Source organism: Cupriavidus sp. 21MJTG02-4, assembly GCF_057798975.1.
On sequence record NZ_JBYOJP010000012.1, the window covers coordinates 67595 to 89937 of the forward strand.

At 63.9% G+C, this 22343-nt stretch carries 25 protein-coding genes; 23 read left to right on the forward strand and 2 right to left on the reverse strand.

What is annotated here, in order from left to right; translation table 11 throughout:
* The first annotated feature begins 95 nt into the window (after positions 1-95).
* From AC3FKH_RS22475 to nagZ, 23 genes are all read left to right on the forward strand, one after another.
* Complete coding sequence (locus tag AC3FKH_RS22475) at positions 96-689, forward strand: YceD family protein (RefSeq protein WP_488677993.1); 594 nt, start codon at positions 96-98, stop codon at positions 687-689.
* Positions 690-808: 119 nt separating this feature from the next.
* Positions 809-988 (forward strand): 50S ribosomal protein L32, encoded by a 180-nt coding sequence (rpmF, locus tag AC3FKH_RS22480; RefSeq protein ID WP_008644820.1) that lies wholly within the window; start codon positions 809-811, stop codon positions 986-988.
* A 151-nt stretch (positions 989-1139) separates the two neighbouring features.
* Complete coding sequence (plsX, locus tag AC3FKH_RS22485; RefSeq protein ID WP_483708652.1) at positions 1140-2216, forward strand: phosphate acyltransferase PlsX; 1077 nt, start codon at positions 1140-1142, stop codon at positions 2214-2216.
* A 52-nt stretch (positions 2217-2268) separates the two neighbouring features.
* On the forward strand, positions 2269-3249 hold the full coding sequence (locus tag AC3FKH_RS22490) for a beta-ketoacyl-ACP synthase III (protein WP_488677994.1): 981 nt from the start codon (positions 2269-2271) through the stop codon (positions 3247-3249).
* Positions 3250-3318: 69 nt separating this feature from the next.
* On the forward strand, positions 3319-4248 hold the full coding sequence (gene fabD / locus AC3FKH_RS22495) for an ACP S-malonyltransferase (RefSeq protein WP_488677995.1): 930 nt from the start codon (positions 3319-3321) through the stop codon (positions 4246-4248).
* Positions 4249-4273: 25 nt separating this feature from the next.
* Positions 4274-5023, forward strand: coding sequence for a 3-oxoacyl-ACP reductase FabG (fabG, locus tag AC3FKH_RS22500; protein ID WP_483708649.1), 750 nt, complete (start codon positions 4274-4276; stop codon positions 5021-5023).
* Positions 5024-5192: 169 nt separating this feature from the next.
* Positions 5193-5432: an acyl carrier protein gene (gene acpP / locus AC3FKH_RS22505; protein ID WP_008644813.1), complete on the forward strand. Its 240-nt coding sequence runs from the start codon at positions 5193-5195 to the stop codon at positions 5430-5432.
* 205 nt (positions 5433-5637) lie between these two features.
* The gene (gene fabF, locus AC3FKH_RS22510; RefSeq protein ID WP_483708648.1) at positions 5638-6870 is read left to right on the forward strand and encodes a beta-ketoacyl-ACP synthase II; all 1233 of its coding nucleotides are present in this window, start codon (positions 5638-5640) and stop codon (positions 6868-6870) included.
* Between the two features lie 52 nt (positions 6871-6922).
* On the forward strand, positions 6923-7396 hold the full coding sequence (locus tag AC3FKH_RS22515) for a hypothetical protein (protein ID WP_488677996.1): 474 nt from the start codon (positions 6923-6925) through the stop codon (positions 7394-7396).
* A gap of 99 nt (positions 7397-7495) precedes the next feature.
* Positions 7496-8095 carry an RNA polymerase sigma factor RpoE gene (gene rpoE / locus AC3FKH_RS22520; RefSeq protein WP_483731645.1) on the forward strand — a complete coding sequence of 200 codons (600 nt, stop codon included), beginning with the start codon at positions 7496-7498 and terminating at the stop codon, positions 8093-8095.
* A gap of 110 nt (positions 8096-8205) precedes the next feature.
* Complete coding sequence (locus tag AC3FKH_RS22525) at positions 8206-8838, forward strand: sigma-E factor negative regulatory protein (RefSeq protein WP_488677998.1); 633 nt, start codon at positions 8206-8208, stop codon at positions 8836-8838.
* An 8-nt stretch (positions 8839-8846) separates the two neighbouring features.
* Positions 8847-9920: a MucB/RseB C-terminal domain-containing protein gene (locus AC3FKH_RS22530; RefSeq protein WP_483708644.1), complete on the forward strand. Its 1074-nt coding sequence runs from the start codon at positions 8847-8849 to the stop codon at positions 9918-9920.
* Positions 9921-10040: 120 nt separating this feature from the next.
* Positions 10041-11558 carry a DegQ family serine endoprotease gene (locus AC3FKH_RS22535; protein ID WP_488677999.1) on the forward strand — a complete coding sequence of 506 codons (1518 nt, stop codon included), beginning with the start codon at positions 10041-10043 and terminating at the stop codon, positions 11556-11558.
* Between the two features lie 9 nt (positions 11559-11567).
* Positions 11568-11822, forward strand: a complete 255-nt coding sequence (locus tag AC3FKH_RS22540; RefSeq protein WP_488678000.1) for a glutaredoxin family protein — start codon at positions 11568-11570, stop codon at positions 11820-11822.
* Positions 11823-12042: 220 nt separating this feature from the next.
* Positions 12043-13836: a translation elongation factor 4 gene (lepA, locus tag AC3FKH_RS22545; protein ID WP_488678001.1), complete on the forward strand. Its 1794-nt coding sequence runs from the start codon at positions 12043-12045 to the stop codon at positions 13834-13836.
* A gap of 92 nt (positions 13837-13928) precedes the next feature.
* Positions 13929-14828 carry a signal peptidase I gene (gene lepB / locus AC3FKH_RS22550; protein WP_488678002.1) on the forward strand — a complete coding sequence of 300 codons (900 nt, stop codon included), beginning with the start codon at positions 13929-13931 and terminating at the stop codon, positions 14826-14828.
* A gap of 56 nt (positions 14829-14884) precedes the next feature.
* Positions 14885-15286, forward strand: a complete 402-nt coding sequence (locus AC3FKH_RS22555) for a DUF4845 domain-containing protein (protein WP_488678141.1) — start codon at positions 14885-14887, stop codon at positions 15284-15286.
* A 1-nt stretch (position 15287) separates the two neighbouring features.
* Positions 15288-16058 carry a ribonuclease III gene (gene rnc, locus AC3FKH_RS22560; RefSeq protein WP_483708638.1) on the forward strand — a complete coding sequence of 257 codons (771 nt, stop codon included), beginning with the start codon at positions 15288-15290 and terminating at the stop codon, positions 16056-16058.
* Positions 16055-16990, forward strand: coding sequence for a GTPase Era (gene era, locus AC3FKH_RS22565; protein WP_483708637.1), 936 nt, complete (start codon positions 16055-16057; stop codon positions 16988-16990). The genes rnc and era overlap by 4 nt, the downstream gene beginning before the upstream one ends.
* Positions 16991-16995: 5 nt before the next feature.
* Positions 16996-17871: a DNA repair protein RecO gene (recO, locus tag AC3FKH_RS22570; RefSeq protein ID WP_488678003.1), complete on the forward strand. Its 876-nt coding sequence runs from the start codon at positions 16996-16998 to the stop codon at positions 17869-17871.
* Positions 17872-17908: 37 nt separating this feature from the next.
* Positions 17909-18691 (forward strand): pyridoxine 5'-phosphate synthase, encoded by a 783-nt coding sequence (gene pdxJ, locus AC3FKH_RS22575; RefSeq protein WP_483708635.1) that lies wholly within the window; start codon positions 17909-17911, stop codon positions 18689-18691.
* Entirely contained in the window at positions 18688-19110 is a 423-nt protein-coding gene (gene acpS / locus AC3FKH_RS22580; RefSeq protein ID WP_483708634.1) for a holo-ACP synthase, read from the forward strand. The genes pdxJ and acpS overlap by 4 nt, the downstream gene beginning before the upstream one ends.
* A 15-nt stretch (positions 19111-19125) precedes the next feature.
* Positions 19126-20175, forward strand: a complete 1050-nt coding sequence (gene nagZ, locus AC3FKH_RS22585) for a beta-N-acetylhexosaminidase (protein ID WP_488678004.1) — start codon at positions 19126-19128, stop codon at positions 20173-20175.
* A gap of 98 nt (positions 20176-20273) precedes the next feature.
* On the opposite strand, the gene efp is transcribed toward nagZ, so the two are convergent.
* Together efp and earP are read right to left on the reverse strand one after the other, a co-directional pair.
* A complete protein-coding gene (gene efp, locus AC3FKH_RS22590; protein ID WP_483708632.1) occupies positions 20274-20834 on the reverse strand; it encodes an elongation factor P in 561 nt (186 codons plus the stop codon).
* A gap of 243 nt (positions 20835-21077) precedes the next feature.
* Positions 21078-22241: an elongation factor P maturation arginine rhamnosyltransferase EarP gene (earP, locus tag AC3FKH_RS22595; protein WP_488678005.1), complete on the reverse strand. Its 1164-nt coding sequence runs from the start codon at positions 22239-22241 to the stop codon at positions 21078-21080.
* Between the last annotated feature and the right edge of the window lie 102 nt (positions 22242-22343).

Genomic DNA, 22343 nt, shown 5'->3' on the forward strand with positions numbered 1-22343 from the left:
ATAATCCCGCGTTTCGCCGCATCCGAGCATGGTTTTCCGTGCCGCCTGAAAGGCCTGATGGCCCAGGATGTAGCGAACCATGCATGAGCAGCCATATGACCGAGTCGATCGACCTGCGCGAGCTGGATCTCTTTGCTTTCTGCCGCAAAGGCGTTAGCACAGCCGGCCAGGTGGCGGTGCGGGATTTGCCGCGCATCTTAGCCGAGACGGCCGCGCAAGCGCCAGCTTCGGCGGCAGACGAGGTGTTCGCCTATACGGCCACCGGGTTTGTGCGCGAAGAGGCGTCGGCGCCCGGCGCGCCCGTGGTGCAGCGCCTGTTCCTGGATCTTTCCGTGAACGGTCACGTCTGGCTGAGCTGCCAGCGTTGCCTTGGGGTCTACGCGGAGCCCGTTGCTACGTCCATGCGCTTTGAGGTGTTCGCCAGCGATGAGGCGGCCGACAGCGCGCCGATGGACGATGACGAGCTCGACGCGATTGCCGGCTCCAAGCGATTTTCGTTGCTTGAACTGATTGAAGACGAGGTGTTGCTGGCGCTGCCTGCGGCACCCAAGCATGCTGTCTGCCCGGCAGTGCACGAGAGTCTCGTGACCGGCGCCGATGGCGAGGTGGAGCCCGAGGCTGCACCGGAAGAAGAGGAAAAGCGACCATCGCCCTTCGCGGCGCTGGCCGGCCTGAAGACCAAGCATTGATGCCGCAGGGCGGCGCGCGCAAGGTCTTGCAGGTAGTGGTTGATGCATCCGGCCGGGCCCCGGCTACGCCTAGTGCGGGATGCGTGTGTTAATATTGAAAAATTCTCGAAGGAGTCATCATGGCTGTTCAACAGAACAAGAAGTCGCCGTCCAAGCGCGGCATGCATCGCTCGCACGACCACCTGTCGGTCGCTCCGCTGGCCGTCGAGCCGACCACCGGCGAAACCCACCTGCGCCACCACGTGAGCCCGAACGGCTACTACCGTGGTCGCAAGGTCATCAAGACCAAGAACGACTGATCGCTTCGTTCGGCGTGACGTTGCGTCTCGCTCGCGCATGCCTGTAGGTCAGAGACAAAAAAGCGGCAAGATCGTTGCCGCTTTTTTGTTGGGCGCTCGCGATGCGAACCGGCTTTCCGCCGGCGCCGATGCGTAATCCGTATCCGGAACAATGACGATCAAAATCGCTATCGACTGCATGGGCGGCGACCACGGCGTTTCCGTGACTGTCCCGGCGGCGATCAGTTTTCTTTCCAGTCATGACGATGCCGAGGTGGTGCTGGTCGGCCTGCCCGACGCCATCCAGGCGCAGCTGAAAAAGCTGCACGCGCAGAACCATGCGCGCGTCACCATCGTGCCGGCGACCGAGGTCATCACCATGGATGACCCGGTGGAAGTGGCGCTTCGCAAGAAGAAGGATTCCTCGATGCGGGTCGCCGTGACCCAGGTCAAGGAAGGCCTGGCAGGCGCCTGCATTTCCGCTGGCAATACCGGCGCGCTGATGGCGGTGTCTCGCTACGTGCTGAAGACGCTTGAAGGCATCGAGCGCCCGGCCATCGCCACCACCATTCCCAACGAGAAGGGCTGGGGCACCACCGTGCTCGATCTTGGCGCCAACGCCGATTGCGAACCGGAGCACCTGCTGCAGTTCGCGCGCATGGCCGAGGCCATGGTGGCCGTGGTGGACCACAAGGAACACCCGACGGTAGGCCTGCTCAATATCGGCGAGGAAGTGATCAAGGGCAACGAGGTGGTCAAGCGCGCGGGCGAACTGCTGCGTGCGTCGGAGTTGAATTTCCACGGCAACGTGGAGGGCAACGACATTTTCAAGGGCACGACCGACATCGTCGTCTGCGATGGCTTCGTCGGCAACGTGGCGCTCAAGAGCACCGAAGGCCTGGCGAAGATGATCGGTGGCATGATCAAGGAAGAGTTCACCCGTTCCTGGTTCACCAAGCTGCTCGCGGGCATTGCCATGCCCGTGCTGTCTCGCCTGGCCAAGCGGCTGGATCCGGCGCGCTACAACGGCGCTTCGCTGCTCGGCCTGCGCGGACTGGTGATCAAGAGTCACGGGTCGGCCGATGCCCATTCCTTTGAGTGGGCGATCAAACGCGGGTATGATGCCGCCAAGAATGGCGTCATCGAACGCATAGCAAGGGCATTCGCCGACAAGACCAGCGCTGCGGGCGCTGCGCCAGGCGGCCCGGAGACAGCACCGACCCCGCACCCCAGCACCCGCGCCGCCTGATGCATCGGGCCGGCGCCTGGGCTGCCAAACGGACAAATCGATCCGACACTACATGACCAAGTACGCAAAAATCATCGGTACCGGGAGCTACCTGCCCCCGCGGCGCGTGACCAACCATGATCTGGCGGCGCAGCTGGCCGAAAAGGGCATCGAGACCAGCGACGAGTGGATTTTCTCGCGCAGCGGCATCTCGGCCCGGCATTGGGCCGAGCCCGACGTGGCAAGCAGCGATCTTGCCGTCAAGGCTGCCGAAAAGGCGATCGAGGCGGCTGGCATTGACCGCCAGAGCATCGACCTGATTATCGTCGCGACGTCTACGCCGGACTTCGTGTTCCCCAGCACGGCGTGCATCGTCCAGAACAAGCTTGGCATCAACAACCAGTGCGCGGCATTCGACCTGCAGGCCGTGTGTTCGGGCTTCGTGTATGCGCTGGCCACCGCTGACAAGTTCATCCGCAGCGGCTCGCATCGCAATGTGCTGGTAATCGGTGCGGAAGTGTTCTCGCGGATTCTCGACTTCAACGACCGCACCACTTGCGTGCTGTTCGGCGATGGTGCGGGCGCGGTCGTGCTGACGGCCTCCGACGAGCCGGGCATCCTGTCGACGGCGATGCACTCGGACGGCAGTCACGTGGACATCCTGTGCGTGCCGGGCAACGTCGCTGGCGGCGCGATCATCGGGAATCCCTTGCTTCATATGGACGGCCAGGCGGTGTTCAAGCTCGCCGTGACGGTGCTGGACAAAGTGGCGCGCGAGGCGATGGCCGCGGCGGAGATCCAACCCGAGCAGGTCGACTGGCTGATTCCCCACCAGGCCAATATCCGCATCATGCAGGGCACCGCGCGCAAGCTTGGCCTGCCTGCCGATCGCATGGTGGCTGTCGTGCATGAGCACGGCAATACCTCGGCCGCTTCGATTCCGCTGGCGCTCGACGCCGCTGTGCTCGACGGCCGTATCCGCCCGGGCCATACCGTGCTGCTGGAAGGCGTGGGTGGCGGCTTCACCTGGGGCGCTGCGCTGCTGCGCATGTAATGACAGCCGGCGCGGCAGGCAAGATCGGCCGCGCGGCTACAGGTATTCAATTTCTGGGATAGCACTCCGATGAAATTTGCTTTCGTATTTCCCGGCCAGGGTTCGCAATCGGTTGGCATGCTCAATGCGTTCGCCGACAACGCCGTGGTGCGCGCGACCCTGGAGGAAGCGTCGACGGCGCTAGGCCAGGATATTGGCCGCATGATCGCCGAAGGCCCGGCTGAAGAACTGAACCTGACCACGAACACGCAGCCGGTCATGCTGACCGCGGCCGTGGCGATCTACCGCGCCTGGCTCGACGCCGGCGGCCCGGTGCCTGCCTTGGTTGCGGGTCACAGCCTGGGCGAGTACTCGGCGCTGGTGGCAGCTGGCGTGATTCCGTTTGCCGACGCCGTGCCGCTGGTGCGCTTCCGCGCGCAAGCCATGCAAGAGGCCGTGCCGGTTGGCGCGGGTGGCATGGCCGCGATCCTGGGGCTGTCGGATGATGACGTGCGCGCGGCTTGCGCCGAAGCATCGGCCGCCGGGGTGGTGGAGGCGGTGAATTTCAACGCGCCGTTGCAAGTCGTGATCGCCGGCAGCAAGGCCGGCGTCGAGAAGGCATGCGAAGTGGCCAAGGCCAAGGGCGCCAAGCGCGCGCTGCCGTTGCCCGTGTCGGCGCCGTTCCATTCGTCGCTGCTCAAGCCGGCGTCGGACCGCCTGCGCGAACGCATGGCCGGACTGACGTTCTCGGCGCCGGCGATTCCGCTGGTCAACAACGTCGATGTCGCCATCGTCAACGATCCGGATGCGATCAAGGACGCGCTGGTGCGCCAGGCGGCTGCGCCGGTGCGCTGGGTCGAATGCGTGCAGAAGGTGGCCGCGGAAGGCGTTACGCACGTGATCGAATGCGGCCCAGGCAAGGTACTGGCTGGCATGACCAAGCGCATCGACGGCAACCTGGTGGGCGGCGCGATCTTTGATCCCGCCTCGCTGCAGGACACCCTGGCGCTGCTGAAGTAAGCGCCTGCAAGAAAGGACAAATCGAATGACCAAACTCCTCGATAACCAGGTCGCGCTGGTCACTGGCGCTTCGCGTGGCATTGGCCGCGCCATTGCGCTGGAACTGGCCCGCCAGGGCGCCACCGTGATTGGTACCGCCACCAGCGAATCGGGCGCTGCCGGCATCACCGAATACCTCGGCGCGCAAGGGCTGAAGGGCAAGGGTGCGGTGCTGAACGTGAATGACGCGGCCGCCTGCGACGCCCTGATCGACGAGATCGTGAAGGGCCACGGTGGTATCGGCGTGCTGGTCAACAATGCCGGCATCACGCAGGACCAGCTCGCCATGCGCATGAAGGACGAGGACTGGCTGGCGGTCATCCAGACCAACCTGACCTCGGTTTTCCGCCTGTCTCGTGCAGTGCTGCGCCCGATGATGAAGGCCCGTCAGGGTCGCATCATCAACATCACGTCGGTGGTCGGCTCGGTGGGCAATCCGGGCCAGATGAACTACTCGGCTGCCAAGGCGGGCGTGGCAGGGATGACCCGCTCGCTGGCCGCCGAAATCGGCAGCCGCAACGTGACCGTCAATTGCGTCGCGCCGGGCTTTATCGACACCGACATGACCAAGGCGCTGTCCGAAGAGCAGCATGCTTCGCTCAAGCAGCAGATTCCGCTTGGCCGTCTGGGTCAGCCGGAAGATATTGCCAATGCGGTGGCCTTCCTGGCCGGTCCGCAGGCTGCCTACATCACCGGCACGACGTTGCATGTGAACGGCGGCATGTACATGAATTAAAAGGTTTTTGGGTGGCTCTTTCGGAGAAGAAGCCGGAAGAAGCTGCCTGAAGTGGTAGTTTTCCGAACCAATCGGGTGCGATTCTTGCAAAGCTTGGCAGGCGGCATTTCTGACGCCCCAAACCTGCTAAAATGCGCCCACTTTTTGTCGAACTTCCCTGGAGGGTTACATGGACAATATCGAACAACGCGTCAAGAAAATCGTGGCAGAACAGCTTGGCGTGGCCGAGGCAGACATCAAGAACGAATCCTCGTTCGTGAACGATCTCGGTGCGGACTCGCTGGACACGGTTGAACTCGTGATGGCGTTGGAAGATGAATTCGGCATGGAAATTCCTGATGAGGAAGCCGAGAAGATCACGACCGTGCAGCAGGCAATCGACTACGCCACCGCGCACGTCAAGGCCTAAGCCAGTCGTATCTGAATTCCGAGCCACAGAAGGCGGGTGGGCGCACCGTTGCGGTAGCGCCTTGCTGTTTTCTGTGGCTTTCGTCTGTTCGAAGACGCAGAATCAAGTCTCATGCCGCGTGGACCTGACCGGCCGGGTAACCCTGCCAGTCGCGGAACGCGGTGATGTGTCCCGATCCTGCATCACGCACCCGTAGGAAATCATAGTGAGCCGTCGTCGCGTCGTTGTCACTGGGCTTGGCCTTGTGTCTCCGGTCGGAAACACGGTTGCCGAAGGCTGGGCCACCCTGGTTGCCGGCAAGTCTGGCATCGCCACCGTCACCAAATTCGATCATTCCGCGCTTTCCGTGCACTTTGCCGGGGAAGTGAAGGGCTTCAATGCCGAGGATTACATCCCCGCCAAGGAAGCCCGCAATATGGATACCTTCATCCACTTTGGCATCGCGGCCGGCGCCCAGGCGCTGAAGGACAGCGGGCTCGAAGTGACCGATGCCAATGCCGAGCGCATCGGCGTGCTGGTGGGTTCGGGCATTGGCGGCTTGCCGATGATCGAGGACACGCACGCCACGCTGACCGAGCGTGGTCCGCGCCGTATCTCGCCGTTCTTCGTGCCGGGTTCGATCATCAACATGATCTCGGGTCACCTGTCGATCATGCACGGTCTGAAGGGTCCGAACCTTGCTGCCGTGACGGCGTGCACCACCGGCCTGCACAGCATCGGCCTGGCCGCCCGCCTGATTCAGGCTGGCGACGCCGATGCGATGCTGGCCGGCGGCGCTGAATCGACCGTGTCGCCGCTGGGCATTGGTGGCTTCGCTGCCGCGCGTGCCCTGTCGACGCGCAATGATGATCCGGCGGCGGCTTCGCGCCCTTGGGACAAGGACCGCGACGGCTTCGTGCTCGGCGAGGGTGCCGGCGTCATGATGCTGGAAGAGTACGAATCGGCGAAGGCACGCGGTGCGCGCATCTATGCCGAACTCGTGGGCTTCGGCATGAGCGGCGACGCATTCCACATGACCGCGCCGAACATGGACGGTCCGCGCCGCTGCATGGTCAATGCGCTCCGCGATGCCGGCATCAATGCCGACCAGGTGCAGTACCTGAACGCGCACGGCACGTCCACGCCGCTGGGCGACAAGAACGAGTCCGACGCCGTCAAGGCGGCCTTCGGCGACCATGCCTACAAGATGGTGGTGAATTCGACCAAGTCGATGACCGGCCATTTGCTGGGCGGTGCTGGTGGCCTGGAATCGGTCTTCACCGTGCTGGCGTTGCATCACCAGGTGTCGCCGCCGACCATCAACATCGATAACCAGGATCCGGAATGCGACCTGGATTACGTGGCCAACACGGCGCGTGACATGAAGATCGATGTGGCCGTGAAGAACAACTTCGGCTTCGGCGGTACCAACGGCACGCTGGTTTTCCGTCGCGCCTGATTCGGTGTCACGGAAGCGCCTCGCCGACCCTCGTCGCGGCGGGCTCACTCTATTGCAGTGGGCCCTGCTCGTGTTCTGGTCCGGCGAGGTCGTTGCCCTGGGCCTGCTGGCCCGGATGTACCTGAGCGCGGCAACGTCCCAAGGAACGGCGAGCAGCGCCTTCCCCTTCCTGATTTGTGTCGCGTGGCTTGGCATGGCCGTAATGCTGGTTTGGACATCGCACGACTGGTGGTCATGGGCCGGCCAGTCTTGCTCCGCAGTCCTGTCTTCGCCCCAGCGCTATGGCATGCCTCGCGTCGTGCTGCGCCGCCCGGGTTCCGACAGCGAAACCGCAGTAGTGACGGGCCACTGGAACGTTGGCGGCATTCTTCTATTGAGTCTGGCGCAAGGCCCCGACAAGCGCCGTGGAATGCTGGTGTTCCCGTTCCAGGCTCGTTCCCCGCGCGTGGTGCGCGCAGCAAGGCTCGCGATCGCGGTTGCACGAGAGGTGCAACCGGTGCCAGATAATGGGGAACGTTATTGTTAGGCAGCGGTCACAGAGCACCAGACTATCGGTGGTTCGTAGGTAAAATACAACGTTCGTCGTGACGACCAAACCAAGAGATACACTGCAGGTGAGCCATACGTGAGCGAACGCGAAGCCGATCAGCTCCTAGTTGAACGCGTCCAGCAGGGCGACAAGCGGGCCTTTGAGCTGCTGGTGGCGAAGTACCACCGGAAGATCATCCGTCTGATTTCGCGCCTGGTGAGAGATCCCGCCGAAGTCGAGGACGTGGCGCAGGATGCCTTTATCAAGGCATACCGCGCCTTGCCCCAGTTCCGCGGGGAATCGGCCTTCTACACATGGCTGTACCGGATCGCCGTCAACACGGCCAAGAACTACCTCGCCACGCAGAGCAGGCGGCCCGAGGCGTCCAGCGACATCGATGCAGAAGAGGCTGAAACTTTTGCGGATGGTGAGCAACTAAGGGATATCAATACGCCGGAGTCGATGCTTCACACGCGCCAGGTTGCCGAAACGGTCAACCGTGCGATGGAGGCACTACCGGAAGAATTGCGTACCGCCATCACCTTGCGCGAGATCGAAGGCCTCAGCTACGAGGAAATCGCCGAGGCGATGGGTTGCCCGATCGGGACGGTGCGGTCGCGCATTTTCCGTGCGCGCGAGGCGATTGCCGAGAGATTGCGCCCGCTGCTGGGAACGGCAGAGGGCAAGCGATGGTAGTGATAAGAATGTCGTGCGGCCAGCGTTGCAGCCAGTTCCTGCATCGATAAGCGACAGAAAGTGACGGGATTATCGGTGTTCAATGGAATTGGAATGTCTTGGGGTGGGAAATGGGTCAGGCTCATAAGCAGTCGGTTCATGTAGTGGAAGCGGCGGAGCAGATCTCCGTCTTGATGGATGGCGAACTGCCGCTGCATGAGGTCGATGCCGTGGTGGCGCTCGCCAAGAGCGAAGCCGGCATGGCGAACTGGTCGATGTTCCAGATGATCGGCGATACGCTGCGCTCGGAAGAACTGAGCCACGCGGGCCCGACCGGCGATTTTCTCGCCCGCTTCTCCTCGCGCCTCGAGGACGAGCCCCATGTGCTGGTGCCGGCTGTGGCCCAGGCCGCGGGCATGCGTCAGCGCTTGCTGGTACGTCCGTCCTGGGTGCGACGGGTCATGCCCGGCACGGCCATCGCCGCGGCGGTGGCGGCCGTGAGTTGGGTCGTGGTGCCGCAAATGCGCGGGCCGGCCGACCTGGGCACGCCTGACGCCGTGGTCGCGCGAGCGGACCAGCCGGCGGCGGCCAAGCCCGGCAACCTCGTTACCGTCGCAGCCGATAGCGCCCAGATGATCCGCGATCCGCGGCTGGACGAGTACCTGCGCGCTCATCGCAGCTCGGTCGCAACGGAGGCGTTCGTGCCCACCATGCGCGCGGTCGCCAACGGCGCTAATTTCTCTCAGGACAATTCGCAGGAATAATGCCGGACATGCACAAAGGATGGTCGCCCGCCGGCGTAGCGGGCGCACCAAGAACGAGGGCCCTGCGCAGGTCCTTTTTTCTCGCCTTGTGTCTGAGCGCGGCGGCGGCAACGGCCCAGCCCTCGGACAATTCGCTGAACCGGCGTGATGCCTCCGCCTGGCTCAGCAAGATCCATCGCGCAGCACAGCGCGAAAACTATGTCGGCACGCTGATCTACCAGCGCGGCAGCGTGATGCATGCCTCGAAGATCCAGCACTACAGCGACCTCGTGCACAACGAGTATGAGCGCCTGGAAACGCTGGACGGCAAGCCGCGCGAAGTGCTGCGGCAGAATGATGTCGTCCACAGCCTGATTCCCGAAGCCAAGCTCGTGGTGGTCGAGAAGCAGGAAGCCAAGGACCGCTTCCCGGCGCTGCTGGCCACCAACAAGAGCGATGTGCTCGATCTGTACGACATGCGCAAGCTGCCCGGCGAGCGTGTGGCCGGGGTGGAATGCGAGGTGTTTTCGCTCGAGCCGCACGACGCGGCGCGCTATGCCGTACGCCTCTGGGCCGAAAAGAACTCCGGCTTGCTGATGCGGGCTCAGACCATTGGCGATGGCGGCAAGGTGCTGGAGCAGGTGGCCTTTTCGCAGGTCGACATCGGCGTGCCCTCCGACAAGCAGCGCATCCTCGGGGCGATCAAGAACTCCAGTTCCTGGAATCACTACGAGGTTACCTATCAGCCGACCAACGTTGCGGATGAAGGCTGGAACATCGCCGTGCCGCTGAAGGGCTTCCAGAAGATTCGTGAAGTGCGCCGCCCGCTGGGTGAGCTGCGCGCGCCTGCTCAGGGCCGCGGGCAGGTGTTCGAGGTGCTTCAGGTGGTATACAGCGACGGGCTGACCGGGCTGTCGGTGTTCATCGAACCCGTGTCCGAGCAGCGTGTGCGCCGTGAAGGCGTCGCTTCGCTGGGCGCCACGCAGGTTGTGGTGCGCCGCATCGCCGACTACTGGATTACAGTGGTGGGCGAAGTCCCCGCCAGCACGGTGCGGCAGTTCGCGTCGGCCGTGGAATATCGCCCTCCCAAGGCGTTACACTGAGCGCGTACAAGTGGCGAATGCGGGGTCTGCCCGGCCCCGTGTCCGCGTGCCCCCGCGGGTGGCCTCCTGCATCTTGTCCCAGCCGGTACCTCATCATTTGCTGAATCCCGGGAGTTGTCGATGACGTTCAGATCCCCAGCCCTGGCACGTGCCATGGTCATGGCTGCCATGTTGATTCTCGGTCCGGCGATTGCCGAAGTGGGTCACGCCCAGGCCGCGGCTTCCAACTACAACCTGCCCGACTTCACCGACCTGGTGGAGAAAGCCAGTCCCGCCGTCGTCAACATCCGGACCACGGAGCGCGTGCGCTCGCGCGGCGGCCCGGGCAGTGAAGACGACGACATGGCCGAGTTCTTCCGTCGCTTCTTCGGTGTGCCCATGCCGGGGGCGCCGACGCCGGGTGCGCCGGCGCCAGGCGCGCCGCGGCGCGGCCAGCCGCCGCAGGGCCAGCCGCCGCAGGGCGAGGAACAGAGCCGCGGCGTCGGTTCAGGCTTCATCATCAGCCAGGATGGCTACGTGATGACCAACGCCCACGTGGTGGCCGATGCGGAAACCATCTACGTCACGCTGCCCGACAAGCGCGAGTTCAAGGCCAAGCTGATCGGCGCGGACAAGCGCACGGACGTGGCGCTCCTCAAGATCGAGGCAACGGGGCTGCCGCGACTGACACTGGGCGATTCCGACAAGGTTCGCGCGGGCGAATGGGTTCTGGCGATTGGTTCGCCGTTCGGACTCGACAACAGCGTGACGGCTGGCATTGTCTCCGCCAAGGGGCGTGATACCGGTGACTACCTGCCGTTCATCCAGACCGACGTGGCCGTGAATCCCGGCAACTCTGGCGGCCCGCTGATCAATTTGCGCGGCGAGGTCATCGGCATCAACTCGCAGATCTACAGCCGCAGCGGTGGCTACATGGGCATTTCGTTCGCGATTCCGATCGACGAAGCGATGCGCGTCACCGAGCAGTTGAAGACCGCTGGGCGCGTGACACGCGGCCGTATTGCCGTGGCGATCGGCGATGTGACGAAGGAAGTGGCGGATTCGCTCGGCCTGGGCCGTGCGCGCGGCGCGCTGGTTGGCAGCGTTGAGCCGGGTGGTCCGGCCGAAAAGGCCGGGATCGAACCGGGCGACATCATCCTGAAGTTCAACGGCCGGGAGATCGAAAAAGCGTCCGACCTGCCACGCATGGTTGGCGATACCAAGCCCGGTACGAAGGTACCGTTGCAGTTGTGGCGCAAGGGTGCAACCCGCGACGTATCGATTACCGTGACGGAGTTGGAGCCCGAAACGCGAGCGAAGGCCCGCAGCACGCCGTCGGCCAAGGACGAGGCCACTGCGCAGGCCGCCAAGCCCAACGCGCTTGGGCTGATCGTCAATGACATTCCGGATGCCCGCCTGAAGGAGCTGAAGGTGAAGTCGGGCGTGGAGGTCGAAGTCGCGGACGGTCCCGCCATGCGTGCTGGTATTCGTCCCGGCGACATCATCCTGCGGCTGGGCGATACCGATGTGACCGGCGCTCGCCAGTTCAACGATCTGGTCAAGGGGCTGGACAAGAACCGCATTGCCGCCGTGTTCGTGCGGCGTGGTGATGCGACCCAGGTCCTGACGCTGCGCCCTGGGGCCACTGCCGCCCGCTGACCGTACGACATGCGCCAGCTCACCCTGTACGGCAGGGCCTATTGCCATCTGTGCACGGATATGCGGGACGCGCTGGAGCCGTTCCGGCGCGAATTTCCGTTCATCCTCGACGAGGTGGACGTGGATGACGATCCGGACCTGGAGTCCCGTTTTGGCGAGCGCGTGCCCGTGCTGGTCGCAACAGGACCGGAAGGACTCCGCGAGCTTTGCCACTACTTCCTCGACGCTGCCGCCGTCCGCTCTTGGCTCGGGGCTGAGGTATAGGCTGCAATCAGCACATCCGGGCGTGCATAAGAGCCTGGCGATCCGCCCATTCGTGGCCCGGAAGTCATTGAAAATCCGGTAAAATTCCAGTTTGGCGCAAAATCAGCGCCCCAAGACCCGCGGCTCCTGACGCGGGCGTTCCTACGGGGGCGCCCGCGCTTGGCCGTTCACGAATCCGCTGCCGCCGGGGCGAAGACGCCGGCGCTTGCCTGAAGATTAGATGGACCATATTCGCAATTTCTCGATCATCGCCCATATCGACCATGGGAAATCCACCCTGGCCGACCGGATCATTCAGCTGTGTGGGGGGCTGTCCGATCGCGAAATGGAGGCCCAGGTCCTCGACTCGATGGACATCGAGAAGGAACGCGGCATCACCATCAAGGCGCAGACGGCCGCGCTGACTTACAAGGCGCGTGACGGCAAGGTCTATAACCTGAACCTGATCGACACCCCGGGGCACGTCGACTTCAGCTACGAAGTGAGCCGTTCGCTGTCGGCCTGCGAAGGCGCGCTGCTGGTGGTCGACGCTTCGCAGGGTGTCGAGGCGCAAACCGTGGCCAACTGCTACACCGCGATCGAGCTCGGCGTGGAAGTGGTGCCGGTGCTGAACAAGATCGACCTGCCGCAGGCCGATCCGGCCAACGCCATCCAGGAAATCGAAGACGTCATCGGCATCGACGCGCAGGACGCCACGCCGTGCTCGGCCAAGACCGGCCAGGGCGTGCAAGACGTGATCGAGGCGCTGATCGCCAAGGTGCCGCCGCCAGAAGGCGATGGCAGCGCGCCGTTGCAAGCGCTGATCATCGACTCGTGGTTCGACAACTACGTAGGCGTGGTCATGCTGGTGCGCGTCGTCAATGGCACGTTGCGCCCGAAGGACAAGGTGCTGCTGATGGCCACCGGGGCCCAGCATCTCGTCGAGCAGGTTGGCGTGTTCTCGCCGAAGTCCGTGCAGCGTGAGGCCCTGACTGCGGGCGAAGTGGGCTTCGTCATTGCCGGCATCAAGGAGCTGAAGGCCGCCAAGGTCGGCGACACCATCACGACCGTGGCGCGCAAGGCCGCGGCGCCGCTGCCGGGCTTCAAGGAAGTCAAGCCGCAGGTGTTCGCCGGCCTGTATCCGGTCGAGGCCAACCAGTATGAGGCGCTGCGGGAATCGCTCGAGAAGCTGCGCCTGAACGACGCCTCGCTGATGTTCGAGCCGGAAGTTTCGCAGGCGCTGGGCTTCGGTTTCCGCTGCGGCTTCCTTGGCCTGCTGCACATGGAAATCGTGCAGGAGCGCCTCGAGCGCGAGTTCGACATGGACCTGATTACCACGGCGCCGACCGTGGTGTACCAGGTGCAGATGCGCGACGGCACCACGGTAACGGTGGAGAACCCGGCCAAGATGCCCGACCCGACGCGGATCGAGGCCATCCTGGAGCCGATCGTCACGGTCAATCTGTATATGCCGCAGGAGTATGTCGGCTCGGTGATCACGCTGTGCACGCAGAAGCGCGGCACGCAGATCAATATGAGCTACCACGGCAAGCAGGTGCAGCTGACCTACGAGATCCCGATGGCGGAAATCGTGATGGATTTCTTCGACCGCCTGAAGTCGGTATCGCGCGGCTACGCCTCGATGGATTACGAGTTCAAGGAATACCGCCCGTCCGACGTGGTCAAGGTCGATATCCTGATCAACAGCGACAAGGTCGATGCGCTGTCGGTCATTGTGCACCGCTCCAATTCGCAATACCGTGGCCGCGAAGTGGCCGCGAAAATGCGCGAGATCATTCCGCGCCAGATGTACGACGTGGCGATCCAGGCGGCGATCGGCTCGAACATCATTGCGCGCGAGAACGTCAAGGCGCTGCGCAAGAACGTGCTGGCCAAGTGCTATGGCGGCGATATCTCGCGCAAGAAGAAGCTGCTCGAAAAGCAGAAGGCCGGCAAGAAGCGCATGAAGCAGGTTGGAACCGTCGAGATTCCGCAGGAGGCGTTCCTGGCCATCCTGCAGGTTGACGACAAGTAAGCGGCTGCGCACGCAGGAACGGGACCGCGGCGCAGAGGGCGCGGCGGCATAAGAAGAAGTTGTAGCAGGACATCCAAGAACCAGAAGCCGTCATGAATTTTGCACTGATCCTTTTTGTGCTGGTGGTGATCACGGGTATCGCGTGGATCGCGGACAAGCTTGTGTTTGAGCGGCAGCGGCGCGCATCGGCGCGCCTGGCGCTGGCCGAGTTCGATTCGCACCAGTCCGACCTGCAGGGCCGCTTCGGTTCCGGCGAGGTCGACTCCACGCGCAAGCGCCTGGCCGAGGAAAAGCTGCGCCAGCCGTGGTGGCTCGAGTATTCGGCCAGCTTCTTCCCGGTCATCCTGGCGGTATTCGTGCTGCGTTCCTTCGTGGTCGAGCCGTTCAAGATTCCGTCCGGCTCGATGATCCCCACGCTGCTGATCGGTGATTTCATCCTGGTCAACAAGTACGACTATGGCATTCGCCTGCCGGTGGTGAACAAGAAGGTCATGGACATTGGCGAGCCCCAGCGCGGCGATGTCATGGTGTTCCGCTATCCGAAAGACCCGTCGCTCGATTACATCAAGCGCGTGATCGGTCTGCCGGGTGATGAGGTTCAATATTCGAACAAGCACCTGACCATCAACGGCAAGCCGGCCGATTACTCGCCGCTGCCCGATTATCTGGATGAGGAGCGTTTGTCCTATTCCAAGCATTTCACGGAAAAGCTGCCCGGTGGCGTGGAGCACGGCATCCTGAACGATGCGGACCGCCCCGCGTTTGTTGCCGGTGCTGATCCGGATTTCCCGTTCCGGCAAAACTGCACTTACAATCAGCAGGGTGTGACCTGCAAGGTGCCTGCAGGTCACTATTTCGTCATGGGTGACAATCGCGACAACAGCCTGGATTCCCGCTATTGGGGCTTCGTGCCGGACGAGAATATTGTCGGCAAGGCGTTTGTGATCTGGATGAATCTCGGTAATTTCGGACGCGTCGGGGCCTTCAAATAACACACCCGCGCGGCGCAGGAACGCTCAACCAGAAGAGGGAAGCGCAAATGGGTCAGATGGGGCAAAGAGGTCGGGCCGGCAATGTTGGCCGGGAGCGGGCGAGCCTGGGCCGACGGCGGACGGAGGGGTTTTCCCTCTGGACACTGCTGGTCGTGATCTTTTTCGTGATCGGCGTCGCGTTGCCGGCACTCCGGGCGATACCGAGCCTGACGGAGTATTTCTCCGTCAAGCGGGCCGCCAGTTACGCGAAGCAGAAGGCCACCAACAAGCGGGAAGTGGTCGAGTATTTTGATAAACAGGCAACCATCGACCGGATTGCCGCGGTGCGGGGGGAAGACCTCCAGATCCGCGAAGACGAGAACGGAACGATCCAGTCGGTCGATTTTGCCTACCGGACCGAAGTTCCCGTCTACGGTCCACTGAGTCTACTGATTAGCTATTCGGGAACGCAGCACTGATATGAACCTCGACGCCTTGCAGCAACGTCTCGGCTACCGATTCAGCAAGCCTGAGTTGCTGCAGCAGGCGCTGACGCACCGCAGCCACAGCGCCCAGCACAATGAACGCCTGGAATTCCTGGGGGATTCGGTGCTGAACTGCGCCGTGGCGGACATGCTGTTCGGCATGTTCAGCAAGCTGGATGAAGGCGACCTGTCGCGCGTGCGCGCCAACCTGGTCAAGCAGCAGGCGCTGTACGAGATCGCCCAGATGCTGCAGCTCTCCGACGCGCTGCGCCTGGGCGAGGGCGAGTTGAAGAGCGGTGGTTTCCGGCGTCCTTCGATCCTGGCCGATGCGCTCGAAGCCATCGTCGGTGCGGTGTTTCTCGACGCCGGTTTCGAAGCCGCGCGTGCGCTGATCCGCAAGCTGTATATCCCCATCCTGGAGCAGGTGGACCCTCGCACGCTAGGCAAGGACGCCAAGACGCTGCTCCAGGAATACCTGCAAGGCCACAAGATCGCCTTGCCGCAATATAACGTAATCGCCACGCACGGCGCCGCGCACAGCCAGCAGTTTGAAGTCGAGTGCATGGTGCCTAAACTGGAAGTCCGGGTGTTCGGCACCGGCGCCTCGCGCCGGGCGGCGGAGCAGGCGGCGGCCAAGCTGGCGCTCGATGAAGTCCAGAAGCTGGTGCCGCAGCTGCTCAAGCGCAGCCGGGCCGAGCGCACGGGCAAGACGCGCAAGCAGCCGGTGCCACCGGACCCACAGTTGTCTCTCAGGTTGAAGGAATGACCGAATCGAACCATCCGCAGCAGCCCGCCGCGGATACCCCAGCCAAGGCGTTCCGCTGCGGCACGGTGGCCATTGTCGGCCGCCCCAATGTCGGCAAGTCCACGCTGATGAATGCGCTGGTCGGCCAGAAGATCAGCATCACGTCGCGCAAGGCGCAGACCACGCGCCACCGGCTCGTCGGCATCCAGACCACCGACGACGCGCAGTATGTCTTCGTTGACACGCCCGGATTCCAGACCCGTCACGCCAGCGCGCTGAACCGCTCGCTCAATCGCGCGGTCACTTCCACGTTGTCCTCGGTGGATCTGGTGCTGTTCGTGGTCGAAGCCGGTTACTACGGCGCGGATGACGAAAAGGTGCTGGCCTTGTTGCCCAAGAATACGCCGGTGCTGCTGGTGACGAACAAGCTCGACCGTGTCACCGACGACCGCGCCGGGGTGATGATGCCCTTCCTGGAAAAGATGGGGCAGCTCTTTCCGTTCCGCGAAGTGGTGCCGATGTCGGCCAAGACGCATGACCATATCACGCGCCTGTTCGAGATCCTGCGGCCTTACCTGCCGGAAGGCGAGCCGATGTACGACGCCGATGCGATGACCGATCGGAGCGAGCGCTTCCTCGCCTCTGAGATCATCCGCGAGAAGGTGTTCCGCTGGACCGGCGACGAACTGCCATACACGAGCACCGTCATCATCGACAAGTTCGAGACGGAAGGGCGCCTGCGCCGCGTGTTTGCCACCATCCTGGTCGAGCGCGACGCGCACAAGGCCATGATCATCGGCAACAAGGGCAGCAAGCTCAAGCAGATTTCGACCGAGGCGCGCCTCGACATGGAAAAGCTCTTCGACGGCAAGGTCTACCTGGAAATGTGGATCAAGGTGAAGAGCGGCTGGGCCGACAACGAAGCCGGACTGCGCGCCTACGGCTACGAGTGAGCAAAATGCCTGACTTCGCGCGCGGAGTCCCCAAGGCCCGCCGCGCCGATCCGGTCGTGGATGAAGCCGCCGAGCTGCTGGACAACCGGGCGCTGCCCGGCATGTCCGACGCCGCCGGCCGCGCCATGATGGATCGGGCGATGCGCATCGTTCCGGCGCGCAGCGAAGCGCGCGTGTCGGAGCAGCCGGGCTTCGTGCTGCATGCGTGGCCGTATCGCGAAACCAGCCTGATCCTCGATGTATTCACCCGCGACCACGGCCGGCTGTCGATGGTTGCCAAGGGTGCCAAGCGGCCGCATTCGTCGCTGCGTCCAGTGCTGCAGCACTTTCATCCGATCTCGCTGTCATGGAGCGGACGTGGTGAGGTCAAGACGCTGACGCGCGCCGAATGGGTCGGCGGCATGCCACCGCTGTCCGGCGATGCGCTGCTGTCCGCGTTCTACCTCAATGAACTGCTGATGCGGTTCTGCCCGCGCGAAGACGGATATCCCGCATTGTTCCGCCACTACATGGCTACGCTCACGCGCATGGCGCATGGCGAGTCCGCCGGCCTGGTGCTGCGCAGCTTCGAGCGCGTGCTGCTGCAGGAAACAGGTTTCGCGGTGGCCTTCGACCAGTGCCTGAGCACCGGCGAACGCGTGCAGCCCGGACTCGACTATGTCTACCAGCCCGAGCGCGGCGTGCGCAGGGCCCAGCCAAGCGACCCGTCGTCGTGGCCCGTGGTGTCGGGCCAGACCTTGCTCGACATGTCGCAGGATGATTACGGGCGCGCGCAGACCGCACTGCAAAGCCGCGCGCTGATGCGCTTCCTTCTGCATTATTATCTGCAGGGTGCGCCGCTCAAGACGCGGCAGATCCTGATCGACCTGCACTACCTTTGACCCGCCGGGCTACCGGCCCACTGCTGATTCCGCAAGCATGATCTTCCACGCAAATCCGGGCGTCATCGACCTTGGCGTCAATATCGACCACGTTGCCACGCTGCGCAATGCGCGCGGCACGGTGTATCCCGATCCGATCCAGGCCGCGCTGCAGGCCGAGGAGGCCGGCGCGGACCTGATCACGCTGCACCTGCGCGAAGACCGCCGCCATATCCGCGACGCCGATGTGCGCGCGCTGCGCCCGCTGCTGACCACGCGCATGAACCTGGAATGCGCCATCACGCAGGAGATGCTCGATATCGCCTGCGAGATCCGTCCACAGGACGTGTGCCTCGTGCCCGAACGGCGCGAAGAGGTGACCACCGAAGGCGGCCTCGATGTAGCGGGGCGTTTTGAACAGGTCAGCGCGGCATGCAAGCAACTCGCCTCGGCGGGTATCCGCGTGTCGCTGTTCATCGACGCCGATGCCGACCAGATTGCCGCCGCCGCCGCCTGTGGCGCGCCCGTGATCGAACTCCATACCGGCCGCTACGCCGACGCGCACACGCCTGACGAGCAGGCTATCGAATTGCGCCGCGTTGCCGATGGCGTCGATGCTGGCATCCGTCATGGCCTGGTGGTCAATGCGGGCCATGGCCTGCACTACACCAACGTGCAGCCCATCGCCGCGCTGCCGGGTATCAAGGAGCTGAACATCGGCCACGCGATCGTCGCGCACGCCGTGTTCGCCGGCTGGCAGAACGCCGTGCGCGAGATCAAGGCCATCATGGTGGCCGCGCGCCTTGGTACCCGCTATCCCGTTGCGGGCAGCCCGGCGTGATCTACGGCGTTGGCACCGACATCATCGAGATCGCGCGCGTGCAAGGCGTGATGGAGCGCACGCGCGGCCGTTTCGCGGAGAAGGTGCTGGGCCCGGATGAACTGGTCAAGTACCACGCACGCAAGGCGCGCTCCGAGCGGCGCGGCCTGGCCTTCCTGGCGACGCGCTTCGCCGCCAAGGAAGCCTTCTCCAAGGCGATCGGGCTCGGCATGCGCTGGCCGATGACCTGGCGCGCGATGGAACTGATGAACCTGCCGTCGGGCGAGCCGACACCGGTATGCCATGGCGAGCTCGCCCAATGGATCCGGGAACGCGGCCTGACGATACGTGTCAGTGTCAGTGATGAACACGCCTATGCGGTTGCTTTTGCAATCGCCGAGCGGGGCGGCCATGCGGCCACTCCGGAAACTCCAGCCTAGCCTCGAACCCTATCCATGACCAAGAAGCTCTCCGGCAAACGGCCGGGACCGGTGGTGCTTGATGTTGTCGGCAAGCAGCTCGACGCCGAAGACGCGCGCCGCATTGCACATCCGCTGACCGGCGGCGTGATCCTGTTCGCGCGCAATTTCGAATCGCGCGCGCAACTGCTGGCGCTGACGCGCGCCATTCGTGCTATTCGCGACGACGTGCTGATCTGCATCGACCATGAAGGCGGCCGCGTGCAGCGCTGCAAGACCGACGGCTTCACGCACCTGCCTGCCATGGGCAAGCTGGGCGAGCTGTGGGACCGCGACGTGCTGGCCGCTACCAAGGCCGCGGTGGCTTGCGGCTACGTGCTGGCCGGTGAATTGCGCGCCTGCGATGTCGACCTGAGCTTTACGCCGGTGCTGGACCTCGACTACGGCCGCAGCGCCGTGATCGGCGACCGCGCCTTCCACGCCGATCCGCGCGTGGTCACCATGCTGGCGGGGCACCTGAACCACGGCTTGTTGCTGGCGGGCATGAGCAACTGCGGCAAGCATTTTCCCGGCCACGGCTACGTGGAAGCGGACTCGCATGTCGCGATTCCCGTGGACGAACGGCCGCTGGAAGAGATCCTCGGGCAGGATGCGCGCCCGTACGACTGGATGGGCCTGTCGCTGTCGTCGGTCATGCCGGCACACGTGATCTATCCGAAGGTCGATCCCAATCCGGCGGGCTTCTCGCCGTTCTGGCTGCAGGACATCCTGCGCGCGCAACTGGGCTTCGAGGGCGTCATCTTCAGCGACGATCTGAGCATGGAAGGGGCCAGCGTGGCCGGCAACGTCACGCAGGCCGCGCGGGCTGCGCTGGCTGCGGGCTGTGACATGGTGCTGATCTGCAACCACCCCGAGCGTGCCGACCAGTTGCTGGCCGAACTCGATAGCGGCATCGACAAGACTTCGCAGCGCCGTATCCGCAAGCTGTTCGCACGCCGCAAGCCGCTCGACTGGAACAAGCTGCAGCAGGAAGGCGAATATCGCGCCGCGCTGCGTTTGCTCAAGGACCACCAACTGATCGCCTGAGCGGGTAGCCGCGTCGTTTGCGGCAGGCAATAAAAAAGGCAGCGAGGCTGCCTTTTCTCGTTTCCGGCCCCGCTTGGTCGGCGGGGCGAGCCGTGCGCTTAGTTGGCGCGGCTGCGGTATTCGCCGGTACGGGTGTCGATTTCGATCTTGTCGCCGATGTTGCAGAACAGCGGCACTTGCAGTTCGAAGCCCGTGTTGATCTTGGCACCCTTCAGCACCTTGCCCGACGAGGTGTCGCCCTTGACGGCCGGCTCGGTGTAGACGATTTCGCGCACCAGCGTGGTCGGCATGTCGACCGAGATGGCTTTCTCGTTGTAGAACACCACTTCGACGGCCATGCCGTCTTCGAGGTAGTTCAGCGCGTCGCCCATGCTGTCGCCCTCGACTTCGAACTGGTTGTAGTCGGCGTCCATGAACACGTACATCGGATCGGCGAAGTACGAGTAGGTGCATTCGCGGCGCTCGAGCATCACGACTTCGAACTTGTCGTCGGCCTTGAACACCGACTCGCCCGGGGCTTCGGTGAGCAGGTTCTTGTACTTCATCTTGACCACGGCAGCATTGCGGCCCGACTTGTTGTACTCGGCCTTCTGCACAACCATCGGGACGCCGTTCATCATGAACACGTTGCCGACGCGGAGTTCCTGTGCGGTTTTCATCTGAACTGTTTTCCTGAAAAAGAAAGTCTCGGAAATTGGTATGGCGAGGTGTGGCGCAGGCGCGGCCAGCAGGAAGCCCTGTCGCCTTGCCGCTTCTGGCGCCTGGCGGGCCCGTGCCCACGTGCGCTTGACCCCGTGCTCAGCGTTCGCTCAGGTCCCCCGCGCCACGGCGCGCGCATGGCAGCGCTGCCGTCTGGTCTGGGAGCCTTGGTTACCCGGCCCGGTCGCCATCAAATCAACCCGCTATTTTACCCGATTTTCACAGAACGCCACGAGATTTGCCGCCAGGTCACCCAAGCCGAGCAGGCGCGCCTGCCATTGGCGCGCGGCTTGTGCCAGCACGGGCAGCTTGCTGCGCAAGGCGGTCCAGTCGGGTGCGTTGCCGTACGCATTCCAGGCGTGCCAGAAATCCGCCAGGGCCGTGGCCGCGGCGGCGTCCACGCCGCTGCGGCTGAACAGCGCGAGCCAGGCGTCGAGCTTGTCGCGGTGCGCGTCCTCATCCTGCGGGTAGATGTGCCACACCAGCGGCCGCGCCGCCCACTGCGCGCGCACGAACGAGTCTTCGCCGCGCACAAAATTGAGGTCACAGGCCCATAGCATTTCGTCGTAGTGCTCCTGCCGCACGAAGGGCACGATGTTGACCTGCAGGTTGCCCCGTACCAGCGCCTTGCCCGGCGCTGCGCTTTCCCCTGACCACGCTGCAAGCTGCTCGGCCGCCATGCCTTGCGGAATCAGGCACTGAATCGGTTCCGAGCCATCGCGCCATTGCTCCAGCAACGCGGGGAGCGCAGTGTTCTGGTACGAAAACAGGCTGACCTTGAGCGCGCTGGCATCGCGGGTCGCGCGCAGCCGGTGCCACAGGGCGGCCTGGGCGGCCGGTCCGGCCAGGAAGGTGTCCCGCTGTGCGCCCAGCATCGATTCGCGCAGCAAGCCGCCGGTCCCGTGCTCGAAACCGGGGAAGAAGAAGTGCTTCGTCAACGGCAGCCGTGGATGCGGCGAAGGCATGCCGTGGTGCTCGCGCACCCAGGACTCCGCGCTCAGGTATTCAAGGTTGATCCATGCCGGGGCGCGCTCGCGTGCCACCATGCGGGCAAGGAATACCTCCGGCAGGTCGCAGGCAAAGGCTTCGATGACGGCGTCGTGCACGGTAAGGTTGCCAAAGCGGGCGCGGTCATCGGCATCGCCACCGGGGCGCCAGGTGCGGATTTCCACGCCGGACAGGCGCTGCTGCCGAGCTGCCGTGTCCAGCGCGGGCGCCAGCCGGGAAAAGCTCTGCAGGTCATCGATCCACAGGCGCACCGCATGGCCGTGTTCCTGCGCAAGCTGGCGTGCCAGCCGCCAGCAGACGCCGATATCGCCGAAATTGTCGATGACGGTGCAGAAGATGTCCCAGGAACGGATTGGCATGTCGGAGGTGGCAGGCAAGGCAGGGCGGGCGGGCAAAGCGAGGGAGGGCAGTGAATTGCTCTAAACTTCGGATTTTAGAGCCGTTGCCGCGAATCGCGAGCC